Below are 16,418 nucleotides of genomic sequence, written 5' to 3'. Positions count from 1 at the left end.
CAAGCGCTTGCTACGGTCAGCTTAAGCCGGGGATCTTGGACCACCAGCGCCGCCACGCGGACCGCTCGGCCCGCTCGGCCCGCGACTCGCCGGGCTCCTCGGCGCGTTGCCCGGCAGGCTGCTTGGCGCGTCGCCCGGCCGACGGCTCGGTGGGGAGCATCCGGCCGCGTTCGCGCAGCCAGGCGGCGAAGTCGTCGGCGTCGGCGCGGTAGCCGGGCGGCGGCGCGGCGCGGGCCCGCGCGTACGCGGCGAACTCGGCGGCCAGATCGCGGCCCGCCGCCACGGCCGTGTCAGGGCGGATCCTGGCCACGATGGCGCGACGCTTGGCGATCAGGCTCGCCGCCTGGGCGCGCATCCGGCCGGGATCGAAGCCCTCCGGCACCTCCGCCCCGGCGACCAACGCCGCCACGACCCGCGCCTGAGCTGCGGCCAGCCTGGCCACCTCGTCCTCATGCGCGACGCCCGTCCCGTTCGCCACCCGCGCGGCGTCCGGCGCGGCCGTGCCGGGCGGTTCTCCGGTCATCGCTCTCCCGCCAGGGCCATCGCAGTCCTGATCCTGGACAGTTCGCCCGCCAGCACGGCGTCGCTCGGGTACTCGTCGTCCCACTCCAGCAGCACGCCCGGCGGGGTGACGCGGGCACACAGCTCGGTGAGCAGGTCCAGCACGACCTGCGGCGCGGTCGTGGTGTGCGTGTCGTGCCAGATGCCGTGGTGCTCGTACCCGCCGGCGACGTGCACGTACGCCAGGTGGTCGAGCGGCAGCGCGTCCAGTGCCGCCACGGCCGGCAGGCCCAGGTTGAACTGGTTGGTGTAGAGGTTGGCCACGTCGACCAGCAGCCCCACCCCCGTGCGCTCCACCAGCTCGGCCAGGAACTCCGCCTCGGTCAGCTCGTCCTCGGGCCAGCCGAACAGGGCGGCGACGTTCTCCAGCGCCAGCGGGACGGGCAGCGCGTCCTGGGCGCGGCGCACGTTCTCCGTGACGACCCGCAGCGACGCGCGGGTGCGCGGCACGGGCAGCAGGTGCCCGGCCTCCAGGCCACCGCCCCTGACGAACGCCAGGTGCTCGCTGACCAGGGGCGCGTCCAGGGCCTGCGCGCAGGCGGCCAGGTGGGCCAGGCGGGCAGGGGAGGGCGGTTCCGCGTCTCCGATCCCGAGCGAGACCCCGTGCGGGATGACCGTCAGGCCCCTGGCCCGCAGCACCCGCAGCGACTCGGGTAACCGGGCGGGCTTGAGGTTCTCGGCGACCACCTCGAGGAAGTCGACGCCCGCCATCCGTTCGATGCTCAGGTCCAGCTCGGACCGCCAGCCGATGCCCACGCCCAGCCCGGCCATGTCAGCCTCCTCCGCCGCCGCAACCACCACCGCCGCAGCCGCCGCCTCCCCCGCAGCCGGCTGTCCCGCCGCCGCAGCCGGACAGACCGCCGCCACAGCCCGCTCCGTGGCCGTAGGAGCCGCCGGAGACCGGCGAGCCGGTTCCAGCGTACGAGGCGCGCAGGCGCCGTTCACGCCGGGTCCCGCGCCTGCTCAGCTCCGTCCGCAGGGCCGGGTCCCGGACCGAACCGAGCCCGTAGAGCGCGAGCGGCACGGGGCCCTGGGCGACGCCCTCGGCGTTCCCCCGCCTGGCCCACTCGATCGCCTCCTGGCCCGCCGCGGTCAGCGCGTTGCGCACGCGGAAGCGTTGACCGGCGAGCACGACCTCGGCGACCACGCCCGTGCCCGCGAAGACGAGCAGGGCCAGCACGGCGTGGAGGCCCGGGTCCACCAGCACCGTCAGCCCCTCCAGCGCGGCGCCCGCGTAGGCCCCCAGCGACGTCATCCGCAGCCGGAAGCACAGCTTTCGCACCCGGGCGAAGGAACCGTCCTCGATCAGCAGCCCCTGCTCCGTGAGGTGCCGTCTGATCGCGTCCATCGCCAGGCTTCTGGTGACCTCGATCCTGAGCGACATCAGGGGCAGTCCCGAGCGGGTGGCCACCGTGCCGAGCACGGCCTCCTCGACGGGCTCGCGGGCGACGGTCCCCATCGTCACCTTGTGCACCCGGCCGCCGCGTGACACGCGCAGGTCGCCGGCGTCCGCCAGCAGGGCGATGGCGGTGTCGGCCACCCGCTGCGGGCCGCCCACCAGGTACGCCAGGTCGTAGTGACCGAGGTGCAGGAGCCGGGATCCGGCGGCGGCCAGGATGTCGGCCCGTGCGCGCTGGATGGCGGTGGTGGTGGCGGCGGCGTAGGCGCCCAGACCCACCGAAACGATCAGCAGGAACAAGTTCATGTGCGGCCTCCCCTCGTAGGCCGAGCTGGGAGGGTGTACCGGCAGGTACACCTACGAGCACGTTAGCCACCGCTTACGCGACGCAAGGACTTCTGCTCGTTTCGTCACCTACCGAATTTTTCGGTATTTCCGCGCACCGCCGGCCCGTGATCACCCGCCGGGCTTCCGCCGCCTGCCCGGCCGCCCCCCGGTCTTTCGCGGCACCCGCCGATCCTCGGTCAGCTGCCGCCTCCGCAGCTCGACCCGCAACTGGATCCGCAGCTCGACCCGCCGCCCGAGTCACCGCCGCCCGAGTCACCGCCGCCGAAGTCGCCGCCGCCGTAGGAGTCGGTGCCGAACGTGGTGCCGTCGCCGCCGTGGTGGGTGCCGCACGAGCCGGCGCAGTCGCCCTGGGGGTCGCCCACGGACAGTTCGTCGCAGAGTGCCTGGTCGCCGGCGTCCTGGAGGCCGTACAGGGCGACGGGGACGCCCACCGCCAGGGCCAGCGAGGCGGGGTCGCGCACGCCTCTGGGGTGGTGGCCGCGGGCGGCGACCAGGACGGCGCGGCCCTCCCTGGTGGTGACGCTGTGCAGGCGCCGATCCTGCTGGGCGAGCGCCACGAGCCCCGTGACCAGGGTGACCGCCGCGATGAACAGCGCGCCGACGAACGACGTCTCCTCCCCCGCCACGTCGAGGTTGTCCAGCACGATCAGCAGCCCCAGATAGCCGGCGGCTCCCGCGGTGATCCACTTGAGCCGGTCCCGCAGCCGCCACGCCGTGCCGTACGCCTCCGGGGACACGATCAGGCCGCGTGCCTCCAGCCCGGCGGCCAGCGCCGTGAGGGCGGGATGCCGCTCCAGCTCGCGGCGCAGCTCGCCGGCCCGGCAGCCGCCCGGCCTGGCCGCCAGCGTGTCCAGCACGGCCTGCTCCAGCGGCTCGGGCGAGGGACGCGCCCCGTGCACCGGCGTGACCTGCGAGCCCCTGGACACGCGGACGGCGCCGGCCGTCGCGAGGACGGCCAGCGCCGTGTTGACGGCCCGTCTCGGGCCGCCCGCCAGGTAGGCGAGCTCATAGTGGTTCAGCCGGTGGCCCGTGCCGCTCGGCTCGCGCTCGCCGACGCGGCGGCGCTCGCGTTCGACCCGCCGGCCCGCCAGGCTGACCACGAGGAACATGCCGATGGCGGCGATGAGCAGGATCGAGTCCACGGGCGGGCCTCCCTCGCGGTACGACAGTGCGTCAAGTTAGACGGCATCCGCCGTACCGCACAAGGGAGATACCGTCAGCCGAGGCGGTCGAGCAGCGCGTTGTACTCGTCCCACAGCTCCTTCGGCAGATGGCTGCCGAACTTGTCGAAGTGGGCCGGGATCAGCGCGGCCTCCTCGCGCCACACCTCGCGGTCGACGCTCAGCAGCGTGCGCAGGTCCTCGTCGGGCAGGTCCAGGCCCTCGGTGTCGAGGTCGTCGGGCAGCAGGCCGATCGCGGTGGGCACGGCCTTGGCCTCGCCGTTCAGCCGCTCGACGATCCACTTGAGCACGCGGCTGTTCTCGCCGAAGCCCGGCCAGATGAACTTCCCCTCGGCGTTCTTGCGGAACCAGTTGACGTAGTAGATGCGCGGCAGCCGCGCGCCCTCGCGGCGGCCGACGTCGATCCAGTGGCCGAAGTAGTCGCCCATGTTGTAGCCGCAGAACGGCAGCATGGCGAACGGGTCGTGACGCAGCTCGCCGACCTTGCCCTCGGCGGCGGCGGTCTTCTCGGAGGCGACGTTGGCTCCGAGAAAGACGCCGTGCTCCCAGCTCAGCGACTCTGTCACCAGAGGTACGGCGGTGGCGCGGCGGCCGCCGAACAGGATCGCCGAGATGGGCACGCCCTTGGGGTCCTGCCACTCGGGTGCGATGGTCGGGCACTGCCCGGCCGGGGTGGTGAAGCGGGCGTTCGGATGGGCGGCGGGCTCGTCGCTGTCAGGCGTCCACGAGCGGCCCTTCCAGTCGGTCAGGTGCGCGGGAGGCCGCTCCGTGAGGCCCTCCCACCACACGTCGCCGTCGTCGGTGAGCGCGACGTTGGTGAAGATGCTGTTGCCCCAGAGCGTCTTGACCGCGTTGGCGTTCGTCACCTGGCCGGTGCCGGGGGCGACGCCGAAGAAGCCGGCCTCCGGGTTGATCGCGTAGAGCCGGCCGTCGTCGCCGAAGCGCATCCAGGCGATGTCGTCGCCGATCGTCTCGACCTTCCAGCCGGGGATCGTGGGCTGGAGCATGGCGAGGTTGGTCTTGCCGCACGCGCTGGGGAAGGCGGCGGCGATGTAGCGGGTCTCGCCGGACGGCGGCGTGAGCTTGAGGATGAGCATGTGCTCGGCCAGCCAGCCCTCGTCGCGGGCCATGACGCTGGCGATGCGCAGCGCGTAGCACTTCTTGCCGAGCAGGGCGTTGCCGCCGTAGCCCGAGCCGTAGGACCAGATCTCGCGGGTCTCGGGGAAGTGGCTGATGTACTTCGTCCTGCTGCACGGCCAGGCCACGTCGTCCTGGCCGGGTTCGAGTGGCGCGCCGACGGAGTGCACCGCCTTGACGAAGTCGCCGCGCTCCTCGATCAGGCGCAGCGCCCTGTCGCCCATGCGGGTCATCACCCGCATGGAGACGGCGACGTACGCGGAGTCGGTGATCTCGACGCCGAGCTGCGAGATCTCGCCGCCCAGCGGGCCCATGCAGAACGGCACGACGTACATGGTCCGGCCGCGCATGCAGCCCTTGAACAACTCGCCGAACGTCTCCCGCATCTCGTCAGGGGCGATCCAGTTGTTCGTGGGCCCGGCGTCCTCCTCCCGCTCGGAGCAGATGAAGGTACGGTCCTCCACCCGCGCCACGTCACCGGGATCGGACTTGGCGTAGAAGCTGTTGGGCCTGGCGGCCAGGCGCGTGAGCGTCCCCTGCTCGACGAGGAGGTTGGTCAGGCGTGTCCACTCCTCCTCAGACCCGTCGCACCACTCGATGCGATCGGGCTGGGTCAGGGCTGCGATCTCGCTCACCCACGCCCGCAATTCGCTATTGGTGGTGGGTGCGGTTACTTCCACGGAAACGGACACGGCGGTGACTCCTCCACTCTTCCAAGGCCCAGTCATCATTAACGACGAGGCGACCGGAAAGCCAATTGGCATAGACCTCTTGGCCAGGCCGTCGCCGCAGGCAGAAGCCTTGACGATTGGGGAAGCCTACCCAGGCCGAGCGGATTTAAAAGAAGTAATTCCGAGCACTGGTCCAGTCCAATTCGGCTGGTCTAAACCAATTTCCGAAGTGGTTTAGTCCAATGTCGGCGCCGTTTCCCCTGCGCTATCTCAGGAATTGACGTCCGGGCCGGCGGAGCGAACGCGGTCGACGTGCTGCAGGGCGTCGCGCAGATCCGTCAGCCAGGTGTCGGTGTTGCTGCCCACCAGGCGTACGCACCAGGCGAGCGCGTCGCTGCGACTCCTGGCCACGCCGGCGGCCACGAGCGTGTCGAGCACCTGGCGTTCGGCCTGCCGCAAGCGGGTCATGACCGGCACGGACAGTGTGGTGAACATCACAGTCTCGCCGCCGCAGACGACGCCCCAGGAGACCTTCTGCCGGAACTTGCGCTCGGCCTCCCTGGCGATCTCGATCCGCCGCTCGCGCGTCTCCTCCCTGAACCTGACGGCGAGTCCTTCGATCAGCGCGGCGCGCTCGGACTCCGGCACGTCCTCGGGCGGGTCGGGCAGGGTGCCGAGCACCGCGATCTCCTCGCGGTCCCTGACGATCTCGGGCGCGCCGGTGAACCATCCTTCGGGCAGTCGCCCGGTGAACCAGCCGCGAACCTGCGCGGTCGCATCTTCTGTTGCCATGTAATCAAGATTACATAGTTGCGGCGCCGATGCACGGAAGGGATAGCGAAGACTGTCCATGAGGCGCGTCCCCGGAGGCTTCGGCGCCCGCCCGAAGGCCCTGACGCCGCCCGAAGGCTCTAACGGACGCCCGCCGCTGCGACGGGGCTGACGCGGACGACTCCGGCCAGGTTGCGCCGGTTCACCGGGACGATCTTGACCACGTCCCCGGTGCGCGGCGCGTGCAGCATCTTCCCGTCACCCCAGTAGATCGCCACGTGCGAGATGTATTGGGGGTTGGTCGGGTCGTTGCGCCAGAAGAGCAGGTCACCCGGCTGCGCCTGGGCGAGCGGCACCTGCGGCCCGGTCACCCACTGCTGGTGCGTCACCCGCGGCATCCGCACCCCGGCCTGCGCGAAGGCCCACTGGACCAGGCCCGAGCAGTCGAAGGTGTCGGGCCCCTCGGCGCCCCAGACGTACGGGCGACCCAGCTTGGACACGGCCGCCCTGAGCGCCACCGTGAGCTGTTCGCCGGTCATGAACGAGCCCGCCGGCCAGTTGCGCGCCACGTTCTGCCGCGGCCGGGGCAGCACGGGGTTGACCATGGCCACCTGGGTGCCCTTGGGCAGCACCTTCAGGATCCGCCTGCGCAGGGTGTCGGAGTCGGCCTTGGGCGCGCTGACGATGAGCGCGTTGTTCTGGGGCACCCCGAGGGTGCGGCCGACGTCCCTGGACACGACGGCGTCCACGGCGCCGAAACCCGTGGTGGCGTACGCGCCGATGCGCAGGTTGCCCGCGGAGCCCGCCGGCACCCGGCGGTGCAGCGTGAGCCCGCCGTCGTTGCCCAGCACGAACGAGACCGCCACGTCACCGGCCGCCACGTTCTGCCAGAGCGCGTCGGACGCGGCGGTCACCTTGGGGGTGTAGGCGCGGAACGTGGAGGGGTTGACGGCCAGGGTCTGCACCCGTTTGCCGTCGAGCGTGATCGACGCCGCGTCGGCCAGCTCCAGCGCGCGTACCCCGGAGAGTTTGGCGACCTTCTGCAACGACGCGTTGGTGAACGGCCGGCGGGTGAGCACGAACAGGTTGGGTTTGTGCAGTCTGCCCAGCGGCGCGACCGGCTGGAGGGTCCTGATCTGTTCCTGGGGGCGCTGTTCCTGGGGGCGTTTCTCGGCCAGCAGCGACTGCTTCGGCGTGGCGCGTACCGCGACGGGTTCGACGGTCGTGCGCGCCTGCGTCAGCAGCAGCACGTCGGCGGTCATCACCGCCACGAGCGCCACCACGATGAATGGCACGAGTTTGAGTGTGTTACGCCGCTTACGGGTTTTGACTAAGAAACTGAGGTCTTGCCGAATTCCGGACGAATGCGAAAATGCCGCCGGGCCAGCGTGGGCCCGGCGGTCGTCGTCCAGGGGGGTCAGTTGCCGATGTACGGCACAGCCTCGAGGATCTCGACGGTGTTCTGCCGTCCGTTGGGCATGGAGTAGGTCGCCTTCTCCCCGATCTTCTTGCCGTTGATCGCCGAGCCCAGCGGGGACTTGGGCGAATAGACGTCGATCGGCGCTCCGCTCTCTTCGCGGGAGGCGAGCAGGAAGGTGACCTCGTCATCGTCACCGACGAACCTGATGGTGACGGTCATACCGGGCCCGACCACGCCCTCGGCCTTGGGGGCCTCGCCCACCTGGGCGTTGTCGAGGATCTGGCGGAGATGGAAGATCCGGGCCTCCATCTTGCCCTGCTCGTCCTTGGCGGCGTGGTAGCCACCGTTCTCCTTCAGGTCGCCTTCTTCGCGGGCAGCCTCGATCTTCTTGGCGATGTCGACGCGCCCGGGGCCGGAGAGGTATTCGTACTCCCCCTTCAGGCGGTCGTACGCCTCCTGCGTCAGCCAGGTGACGTTCTCATCGCGAGAGTCGGCCACGGGTTCTCCTTGCTTGCCTAGGGGGCCCTGAGATCACTTGAGGATGCGTACGGTTGAATTGCGAAAGGCTAACAAGTTAACCGCTCGAACGCTTCCCCAAATGTCTCACTATACGAGATTGCAGTACTGGATGTGGACGGAAGTCGCCTGACCGCTCGTGTCGAGGCTTTCCTTGAGCTGCTTACTACCCTCACCAGCCGGGATTCTTACTTCCTTGCTGCCCACTTCCGCGTGATCGACGTCCAGCGCCCTGATCCGGCAGACGGCCACCCTATCGTCTGCCTTGTACACCTCAAAGGTGATCTCCGCGCGGCTCGGCCCCAGCACTTCGAACGTGATCACCTGCGACGGCGCCTCCGACCCGCCCGCGGTCATCGACCACATCACGTAGCCCCACCCACCGGCGATGATGGCGACCAGCACGCCGATCACGACGTGGACGACGAGCCGGCCACCTCGCTTGGGACGGTCGGGAAAGTCGTCGGGGGTGCCGAGAACCGGTCCGTTCTCGACATCTCTGGTGGCCATGGCGGAATCTCCCTGCACTCCCTCAGCGTTATCCGAGACAATTGTCGCCCGCGGGGGGTGTGCCCTCGCGACCGCCCAGCAGAAACTAACCTCTCTGGGCGACTGACTGGTCCCGACTGAGGAGCATCGAGCTCGTGAGTGCACCGCTGAGGCTGATGGCCGTCCACGCCCACCCCGACGACGAGTCGAGCAAGGGTGCCGCGACGATGGCGCGCTACGTGCGCGAAGGCGTGGAAGTGCTGGTCTGTACGTTGACGGGCGGTGAGCGCGGCTCCGTGCTGAATCCCAAGATGGACCGGCCCGAGATCGTGGCCAACATCGGCGAGGTGCGCAGGGCTGAGATGGCCAGGGCGCGCGAGATCCTCGGCGTCGAGCAGCGTTTCCTGGGCTTCATCGACTCCGGGCTGCCGGAGAACGAGGAGGAGGAGCTGCCCGAGGGCTGCTTCGCCCTGCACAAGCTGGAGGACGCCGCCGCCCCGCTGGTGGCCGCCGTACGCGAGTTCAGGCCGCACGTGATCATCACGTACGACGACGACGGCGGCTACCCCCACCCCGACCACATCATGACGAACAAGGTCTCCGTCGAGGCCTTCGAGGCGGCCGGCGACCCCGACCGCTACCCGGACGCCGGCGACCCGTGGCAGCCGCTCAAGCTCTACTACCAGATGGGCTTCACCAAGGAGCGCTTCGAGGCGCTGCACGAGGCGATGACCGAGCGCGGCCTCGGCTCCCCCTACTCCGACTGGATCGCCCGCTGGGAGGACCGCCCCGCCAAGTGGCCGGTGACCACGCGCGTGCCGTGCGGCGACTACTTCCAGATCCGCGACGAGGCCCTGCTGGCGCACGCCACCCAGGTCGACCCCGACGGCTTCTGGTTCGTCTGCCCGCGCGAGCTCCAGCAGGAGATCTGGCCGACCGAGGACTACCACCTGGCCCGCTCGCTGGTCGACACCGAGACGCCCGAGGACGACCTGTTCGCCGGCATCCACGCCGACGAGGTCGAGCCCGCCTGCCACTGACGGCACCCCTGGCCGGAGCACGACCCCCCGGTGGCAGACTGGAAGGGTGACCGTTCTAGCAGCTGGTGACGTGAGCCCGGGCGTCCTCGGTTTCGTCGTCGTGGCCCTCATCGGGTTCGCCCTCTATTTCCTGATCAAGTCGATGAACAAGCAGATGACGAAGATCCAGGTGCCGCGCGAGAGCGAACTCGACGAGACCGCCGACGGCCGGGCGTCCGACGACGCTCCTGGCGCCGGCGATCGGGCCGACGGGGCCGACGACAAGGTCGTCGCTGACAAGAAAGCCGAATAGATGCCGATGGAAATCGTCGACAACACGACGGAGAACCGGTTCGAGATCCTCCTGGACGGCAAGGTCGCCGGGTTCGCCGACTATCGGCTGCTGCCCACCAAGGTCGTCTTCACCCACACCGAGGTGCTGCCCGCCTACGAGGGGCAGGGGCTGGCGGGCAAGCTGGTCGGCCAGGCCCTGCAGATGAGCGCCGACACGGGGCTGCGGGTCGTGCCGCTCTGCCCGTACGTGGCTGAATACATCGAACGCCACCCCGAGTTCAAGGACCTCGTGGACGCCCCGGACCGCACCGCCTGACGGGGTCGTCCAGCCAGAGCCCATTGGACGGGGTCGTACTCGCGGGGAGGACGTACTCCCGACGGGTCCTCACTCGACGGCGGGGGACCAGGCACGTTCCAACGCCTGCGGCAGCCCCCACCAGCCCAGCCGGGTGAGCACCTCGCTCCCGTCCACGATGCCGAGGTGCGCCCACAGGCTCACCACCGACGCGAACAGCCCCTCCGTGGCGCCGAGGTCGTCCTCGTCCTGCTCGTCGCTGTCGATGTCCTCCGACTCGGCGATGAGCCGCGCCATCCGTTCCGGCGAGGCCAGCACGCCCGGCCCCAGCCGCACCAGCGCCGCCACCCCGGCCAGCCAGTCGGCGTGCTGGATCGCGCAGAGATTGGCCAGCGCCGTGTCCTCCTCACCCAGCTCCCCCTCCAGGTCGGCGAACTCCTCCAGCACGTCACCGCCCTCCGACAGGTCGGACACCGGCCCCGCGACGCCCGCCGCCACCGCCAGCCACAGCTCCACGTCGTCGTCCGGCACCGGCCGCTCGTCGAACCCGGCACAGGCGCGCAGCACGCTGCCGGGGTAGCCGGGCAGGGCCAGCAGCGCCCGCAACCGCGTGGCGGCCGCCTCCAGCTCCGCCACGGGCAGCTCAGGCCGCTGGGGCAGCTCCGCCATGATGCGCCGCAGCTCCGACAGCGCGAACGCCTCCTCCTCGTCCCAGGCGGCGAACAGCTCCTCGTCCTGCTCGTCGCTCACCGCGAACCCCGGCACCCTGCCGTCGGGCAGCGGCGTGCTCAGCCAGCGCTCCTGCAGTTCCTCGTACGCCTGCCTGGCCTCCCTGTCACCGGCCGCCAGCGCGTCGGGATCGACCTCGCCCGCCGCCACCCGCTCCTCCAGGTACGCCACCAGCCGCGCGAACATCTCCGTGGCCACGGGCCCGCGCTCGTCCTCCTCGGGCCACACGAAGTAGCCGGGCGTCACGAGGATCGGCTCGGTCCCCGTCGCCTCGACCCACCGCTGCACGTCACCGACCGTGGCCACACCCGCCTCGATCGAGCTGAGCGTCGCCTTGGCCGACTCCCAGAACGCGAGGGAGAGCGGGTTGCCCGCCGCCATCATGGCCCGCCGCAGGTCGGGCAGCGCCACCAGCGCGACCCCCGACGGCACGGCCAGCAACGCGCGCGCCACGTCCCTGCGCGTGATCCCGCTCGCGGGCCGGCCGGCGTGAGCGCGGAGGAAGTCCATATCCACGCCCCGTAACCTACGCCGTCCCCCGCACCCGAGTCAGCCGCCCCGCCCCGCCCTCCCGGGCATGTCGCCGTCGCCGTCTAGGGTTGGCAGGGGAGGCTTCCATGAACCGCTTGAAAGACGCGACCAGCCCTTATCTGCTCCAGCACGCCGACAATCCGGTCGACTGGCATCCGTGGGGCGAGGAGGCGTTCGCGCAGGCGCGCCGGCGTGATGTGCCGTTGCTCATCAGCGTGGGCTACTCGGCCTGCCACTGGTGTCACGTCATGGCCCATGAGAGCTTCGAGGACGCCGGCACAGCGCGCCTCATGAACGAGCACTTCGTCAACATCAAGGTCGACCGCGAGGAGCGGCCCGACGTGGACGCCGTCTACATGGGCGCCACGCAGGCCATGACGCAGCAGGGCGGCTGGCCGATGACGGTGTTCGCGACGCCCGACGGGCATCCGTTCTACTGCGGCACCTACTTCCCGCGTCCGACCTTCCAGCGCCTGCTCACCGAGGTGCACCGGGTGTGGACCGGCGACAGGGACTCCGTGCTGCAGCAGGGCGCGAAGGTGGTGGAGGCGCTCAACACGCACGCCACGCTGCCCACCGGGCCGCTGCCGGGCGAGGAGACGCTGCGCGGGGCCGTGGCCGACCTGCGGCGGACGTTCGACGCCGGCCACGGCGGGTTCGGCGGGGCGCCCAAGTTCCCGCCGTCGATGGTGCTGGAGTTCCTGCTGCGCTCGGGCGAGCGGGAGATGAGCGGCGCGACGCTGGAGGCGATGGCCCGGGGTGGCATGTACGACCAGCTCGGCGGCGGATTCGCCCGCTACAGCGTGGACCAGGCGTGGGTGGTGCCGCACTTCGAGAAGATGCTCTACGACAACGCGCTGCTGCTGCGCGTCTACACGCACTGGTGGAAGGCGGGCGGCGGCGAGCTCGCGCGGCGGGTGGCGCTGGAGACGGCCGGATGGCTGCTGCGCGAGCTGCGTACGCCGGAGGGCGGGTTCGCCTCGGCCCTCGACGCCGACAGCGAGGGCGTGGAGGGCAAGTTCTACGTCTGGACTCCCGAGGAGCTGCGCGAGGTGCTCGGCGAGGACGACGGCCGGTGGGCCGCCGGGCTCTTCGAGGTGACGCCGGCCGGCACGTTCGAGCACGGCTCGTCCGTCCTGCAGCTGCTGCGCGACCCGGAGGATCCTGAGCGGTACGCGGACGTGCGGGCGCGGCTGCTGGCCGCCCGCGAGCTCCGGGTGCGTCCGGGACGCGACGACAAGGTCGTGGCCGCGTGGAACGGCCTGGCCATCGCGGCGCTGGCCGAGACCGGCGCGGTCTTCGAGCGTCCCGAGCTGGTGGCGGCGGCCACGGCGGCGGCCGAGCTGCTCGCCGAGACGCACATGGCCGGCGGCAGGCTGCTGCGCACCTCCAAGGACGGCCGGGCGGGCACCAACGCCGGAGTGCTGGAGGACTACGCCGACCTGGCCGAGGGCGTCATCTCCCTGTACGGCGTCACCGGCGAGGCCAGGTGGCTGCGGCTGGCGGGCTCGCTGCTCGACACCGTGCTCGACCGGTTCTCCGACGGGTCCGGCGGCCTCTACGACACCGCCGACGACGCCGAGCGGCTCTTCCAGCGGCCGCAGGACCCGACGGACAACGCCACCCCCTCCGGCCAGTACGCGGCCGCCGGGGCGCTGCTCTCCTACGGGGCGCTGACCGGCTCGGCCCGGCACCGCGAGGGCGCGCAGGCCGCGCTGGGCACCGTGTCGGTGCTGGCCACGCAGCACGCCAGGTTCGCGGGGTGGGGGCTGGCCGTGGCGCGGGCGGCACTGTCGGGGCCCGCCGAGGTGGCCGTGGTCGGGCCGGCGGACGACCCGCGTACGGCGGCGCTGCACCGCGAGGCGCTGCTGGCCGCCGCGCCCGGGCTGGTCGTGGCCCTGGGCAGGGGTGACGGCGACGCGCCGGACGGGGGTGAACCCGTCTTCCCCGCCCTGCTGGAGGGGCGTGTGCCGGTCGGCGGGGCGCCGGCGGCGTACGTGTGCAGGCAGTTCACCTGCCGGATGCCGGTGACGACGGTCGAGGAACTACGCGCCGAACTGGCCCGCTGACTCGGCCGGCCGCATCCGGCCGGCCGAGCGCGGCCGGTCGGGCAGGCGAGCTCGCGGTCAGCTGGGCCGAGGACGGCCGCTCAGGCGCGCGAGCCCGCGGTCAGCGGGGCCGAGGACGGCTTCTCAGCCGCGCGACCAGGCCGTCAGCCGGTCGGGCGGCGGCCGGTTCTGTCGTCCTCCGTGCCGCCGCCGTCCTGCTGGATCGACGGCGCGTCGGGCACCAGCGTGTCCGGCGGTGAGCTCTCGCGTGGCTGCTCGTCGGGCCGCCCGTCGTCCGGCGGCGGCTCCTCCGTGGGCTGCTCGTCGGGCAGCGGCTCGCCGGTGAAGTCGGGCTCGGGGACGTCCCAGTCGTCCTGGTCGGCAGGCGGCGAGTACTCCTGGTCGGGCAGGTCGCCCCGGCCCCGGTCGGGCTCCGAGTAGTCGGGCGACCAGCCGTACTCCGACGGCTCGGGGAACTCCTCGACCGGCTTGCCCGCCATCGCCTCGGTCATGAACGCCCGCCAGATCTGCGCCGGCAGTTGCCCGCCGAACTGGGTGCCGTAGCCGGGGATCGTCACCGTGGCGTTGTCGTCGCGGAACATGTTCACAGCGACCGCCAGTTGCGGGGTGAAGCCGTTGAACCAGACCGCCTTGGACTCGTCCGTGGTGCCCGTCTTGCCGGCCACCGGGCGGTCGTAGAGCCGGGCGGCGGTGCCGGTGCCGTACTTGACGACCTGCTGCATCGCGTACGTGGTGTCGGCGGCGGCCTGCTCGCCCACAGCCTTGGTGGCCAGCGGCTTGACGACCGCCTCGCGGCCGTCGGCGTCGGTGACCGACTTCACCACGTGGGCCTCCATGTGCACGCCCTTGTTGGCGAAGGTGGCGAAGCCGGAGGCGTTCTGGACGGCGCTGACGGAGGCCACGCCGAGCGGGAAGGCGGCGGCGTTCGCGTGCTGGTCGAGCTGGGCGGCCGGGATCCCGGCCGCCTCGGCGGTCTTGGCGACCTTGTCCAGGCCGACCTTCTGGCCGAGGTCCACGAAGGCGGTGTTGACGGAGTTCTGGGTGGCGCTGACCAGGTTGATCTGCCCGTACGAACGGTCGCCGTCGTTGGGGATCGACTGGGAGGCGGAGGCGACGTGCATCGGCGAGTTGCCGTCGACCCGGGTGGACAGGTCGAAGCCGTTGTCGAGCGCGGCGGCCAGCGTGTACGGCTTGAACGTCGACCCGGCCATGACCTTGGCCGAGAACGCGCTGTCGTAGTACTTCGACTGGGAGGGCTTGCCCCCGTAGAAGGCGACGACCTCGCCCGTGGCGGGGTCGACGGCCGCCAGGCCGGTGCGCACCTTCTTGGGCGTGCCGTCGGGCAGGACCTCGGAGACCGCCCGCTCGGCGGCCTGCATGAGCTTCTTGTCGAACGTCGTGACGATCTTGAGCCCGCCGCTGTTGACGTCCTCGTCGGAGTAGCCGCGCCGGTTGAGCTCGGCGGTGACCTGCTCCAGCATGTACTGGGCCTGGCCCTTGAGCTCGAACGGCTTCTTCGGCGCCTTGAGCTTGGGGAAGACCTGGGAGGCCACCTCGTCGGCGCGCAGCGCGCCCGTCTGGCCCATCGCGTCGATCACGGAGCGCCAGCGTTCCTGGGCGGCGGCCAGGTCGGAGCCCTTGGGAGCGGCGAAGCGGCTGGGCTGCTGGATCACCGAGGCGAGGTAGGCGCCCTCCGAGACGCTGAGCTCCTCGACGTCCTTGCCGAAGTAGGCACGCGCGGCCGACTGGATGCCGTTGGCGCCCCGGCCGAAGTAGATCGTGTTCAGGTACTGCTCCAGCACCCAGTCCTTCGACCTGGACTGGTCGACCTTCATCGCGATGAGGATCTCTTTGAACTTGCGGGTGACGGAACGTTCCTGGCTCAGGCCGCTGTAGTAGTTGCGCACGAGCTGCTGGGTGATGGTGGAGCCGCCCTGGAGCTGCTGCCCGGTGAGGGTGGACCACACGGCCCGCCCGGTGCCCTTGAGCGAGACGCCTGCGTCCTCGTAGAACGAGCGGTTCTCGGCGGCGATGACGGCGTCGCGCACGTGCTTGGGCACCTTGGCCAGCTCGACCTTCCTGCGGTCGATCCCCTGCCGCGCGAGCACCGTCTTGCCGTCGCGGTAATAGATCACCGAGCCCTGCGCCGTGGCTTGTTTCTGGGTCGTATCGGGAATAGGCGTCAATGCCCAGGCAATGGCGAAAAGCCCGGCCAGTACGAGGATCCCGGAACCGATAGATATCAGGAGAACCCGGAGTATCCGTCGTTTCCGCATCCCTTTGCCACCGCCGATCCGCACCCCTCGACCCCCCTCGTCGTCAAGCGTCGCCCAACCCCCGCAAGCTGGGCGAATGCCAAGGGTAAACGATCGACAATGGTGCCTCGTCCCTCAGCGATAGTACGACTAGCGGCCCTCACGACGTGGAACATCGGCGACCAAAGGCAACACTCGGTAGGGAACCGGAGTGTCAAGGGCGATGATCGAATTAGTCCTGAGTACGCCCTGTACGTCGACGATGCGATCGATAACCCTTTGCAAATCGGCATTCGTGCGCGCCACCACCCGGCAGAGCAGATCACTGTCACCGGTGATCGTGTGCACTTCCAGCACCTCGGGAATGCGGGCCAGCCGGTCGGCCACCGGATCGTGCCCGGCCACCTGCCTGATCTCCATCGTGACGAACGCGGTCACGTCGTAGCCGAGGGCGGCGGGCGACACGTCGGGGCCGAAACCGGTGATCACCCCCCGCTCCGCGAGCCGGTCGAGCCTGGCCTGGACCGTGCCACGGGCCACGCCGAGCCGCCGCGAGCACTCCAGCACCCCCAGGCGGGGCTCGGCGGTCAGCAGGGTGATCAGCCGGGCGTCGAGTTCGTCGATCGTCATGCTGTACAGATTTAGCGGAGGATCGGCCACATGACTAGGCAGATTGTGCACTCATCGAGGTAACTGTTGCGCAAGTCGTACAGTTAAATCCACTGTTTGAGGT

At 70.7% G+C, this 16,418-nt stretch carries 16 protein-coding genes; 4 read left to right on the top strand and 12 right to left on the bottom strand.

The annotated features are described in order from the left end of the window. Positions 1-16: 16 nt before the first annotated feature. The 9 genes from OIE67_RS54290 to OIE67_RS54250 form a co-directional block, all read right to left on the bottom strand. Positions 17-523: a hypothetical protein gene (locus OIE67_RS54290; protein WP_326635077.1), complete on the bottom strand. Its 507-nt coding sequence runs from the start codon at positions 521-523 to the stop codon at positions 17-19. Beyond that, positions 520-1,332: a DUF692 domain-containing protein gene (locus OIE67_RS54285; protein WP_326635075.1), complete on the bottom strand. Its 813-nt coding sequence runs from the start codon at positions 1,330-1,332 to the stop codon at positions 520-522. The genes OIE67_RS54290 and OIE67_RS54285 overlap by 4 nt, the downstream gene beginning before the upstream one ends. Before the next feature lies 1 nt (position 1,333). Further along, positions 1,334-2,266, bottom strand: coding sequence for a TIGR04222 domain-containing membrane protein (locus OIE67_RS54280; RefSeq protein WP_326635072.1), 933 nt, complete (start codon positions 2,264-2,266; stop codon positions 1,334-1,336). Between the two features lie 218 nt (positions 2,267-2,484). After that, complete coding sequence (locus tag OIE67_RS54275) at positions 2,485-3,450, bottom strand: TIGR04222 domain-containing membrane protein (RefSeq protein ID WP_326635070.1); 966 nt, start codon at positions 3,448-3,450, stop codon at positions 2,485-2,487. A gap of 74 nt (positions 3,451-3,524) precedes the next feature. Continuing rightward, a complete protein-coding gene (locus OIE67_RS54270; RefSeq protein ID WP_326645798.1) occupies positions 3,525-5,354 on the bottom strand; it encodes a phosphoenolpyruvate carboxykinase (GTP) in 1,830 nt (609 codons plus the stop codon). A gap of 213 nt (positions 5,355-5,567) precedes the next feature. Further along, the gene (locus OIE67_RS54265; protein ID WP_106240605.1) at positions 5,568-6,089 is read right to left on the bottom strand and encodes a hypothetical protein; all 522 of its coding nucleotides are present in this window, start codon (positions 6,087-6,089) and stop codon (positions 5,568-5,570) included. A 119-nt stretch (positions 6,090-6,208) separates the two neighbouring features. Further along, positions 6,209-7,363 carry a C40 family peptidase gene (locus OIE67_RS54260; protein ID WP_326635068.1) on the bottom strand — a complete coding sequence of 385 codons (1,155 nt, stop codon included), beginning with the start codon at positions 7,361-7,363 and terminating at the stop codon, positions 6,209-6,211. A 122-nt stretch (positions 7,364-7,485) separates the two neighbouring features. Continuing rightward, a complete protein-coding gene (gene greA, locus OIE67_RS54255; RefSeq protein ID WP_106240602.1) occupies positions 7,486-7,986 on the bottom strand; it encodes a transcription elongation factor GreA in 501 nt (166 codons plus the stop codon). A gap of 108 nt (positions 7,987-8,094) precedes the next feature. Beyond that, positions 8,095-8,514 carry a DUF4307 domain-containing protein gene (locus tag OIE67_RS54250; RefSeq protein WP_326635065.1) on the bottom strand — a complete coding sequence of 140 codons (420 nt, stop codon included), beginning with the start codon at positions 8,512-8,514 and terminating at the stop codon, positions 8,095-8,097. Positions 8,515-8,648: 134 nt separating this feature from the next. On the opposite strand from OIE67_RS54250, the gene mca reads away from it, so the two are divergent. The 3 genes from mca to OIE67_RS54235 are packed head-to-tail and all read left to right on the top strand — an operon-like array spanning position 8,649 to position 10,122. Continuing rightward, positions 8,649-9,533, top strand: a complete 885-nt coding sequence (mca, locus tag OIE67_RS54245; RefSeq protein ID WP_106240597.1) for a mycothiol conjugate amidase Mca — start codon at positions 8,649-8,651, stop codon at positions 9,531-9,533. A gap of 46 nt (positions 9,534-9,579) precedes the next feature. Further along, the gene (locus tag OIE67_RS54240; protein ID WP_326635062.1) at positions 9,580-9,825 is read left to right on the top strand and encodes a hypothetical protein; all 246 of its coding nucleotides are present in this window, start codon (positions 9,580-9,582) and stop codon (positions 9,823-9,825) included. Further along, on the top strand, positions 9,826-10,122 hold the full coding sequence (locus OIE67_RS54235) for a GNAT family N-acetyltransferase (protein WP_326635060.1): 297 nt from the start codon (positions 9,826-9,828) through the stop codon (positions 10,120-10,122). Between the two features lie 69 nt (positions 10,123-10,191). Here OIE67_RS54235 and OIE67_RS54230 read toward each other — a convergent pair whose 3' ends face one another. Continuing rightward, entirely contained in the window at positions 10,192-11,340 is a 1,149-nt protein-coding gene (locus OIE67_RS54230) for a hypothetical protein (protein WP_326645796.1), read from the bottom strand. Between the two features lie 107 nt (positions 11,341-11,447). Here OIE67_RS54230 and OIE67_RS54225 point away from each other — a divergent pair, with 107 nt between their 5' ends. Beyond that, entirely contained in the window at positions 11,448-13,430 is a 1,983-nt protein-coding gene (locus OIE67_RS54225; RefSeq protein ID WP_326635058.1) for a thioredoxin domain-containing protein, read from the top strand. Positions 13,431-13,573: 143 nt separating this feature from the next. Here the strand turns inward: OIE67_RS54225 and OIE67_RS54220 are convergent, their stop codons facing one another. Together OIE67_RS54220 and OIE67_RS54215 are read right to left on the bottom strand one after the other, a co-directional pair. Then, positions 13,574-15,565 (bottom strand): transglycosylase domain-containing protein, encoded by a 1,992-nt coding sequence (locus OIE67_RS54220; protein WP_326635056.1) that lies wholly within the window; start codon positions 15,563-15,565, stop codon positions 13,574-13,576. Positions 15,566-15,835: 270 nt separating this feature from the next. Continuing rightward, the gene (locus OIE67_RS54215; RefSeq protein WP_106240582.1) at positions 15,836-16,315 is read right to left on the bottom strand and encodes an Lrp/AsnC family transcriptional regulator; all 480 of its coding nucleotides are present in this window, start codon (positions 16,313-16,315) and stop codon (positions 15,836-15,838) included. Between the last annotated feature and the right edge of the window lie 103 nt (positions 16,316-16,418).

Origin of the sequence: Nonomuraea fuscirosea (genome assembly GCF_035917475.1) — a bacterium.
GTDB classification, from domain to species: domain Bacteria; phylum Actinomycetota; class Actinomycetes; order Streptosporangiales; family Streptosporangiaceae; genus Nonomuraea; species Nonomuraea fuscirosea.
Note: the sequence above shows the minus strand (reverse complement) of the source record. Positions and strands in the feature narration are given on the sequence as shown.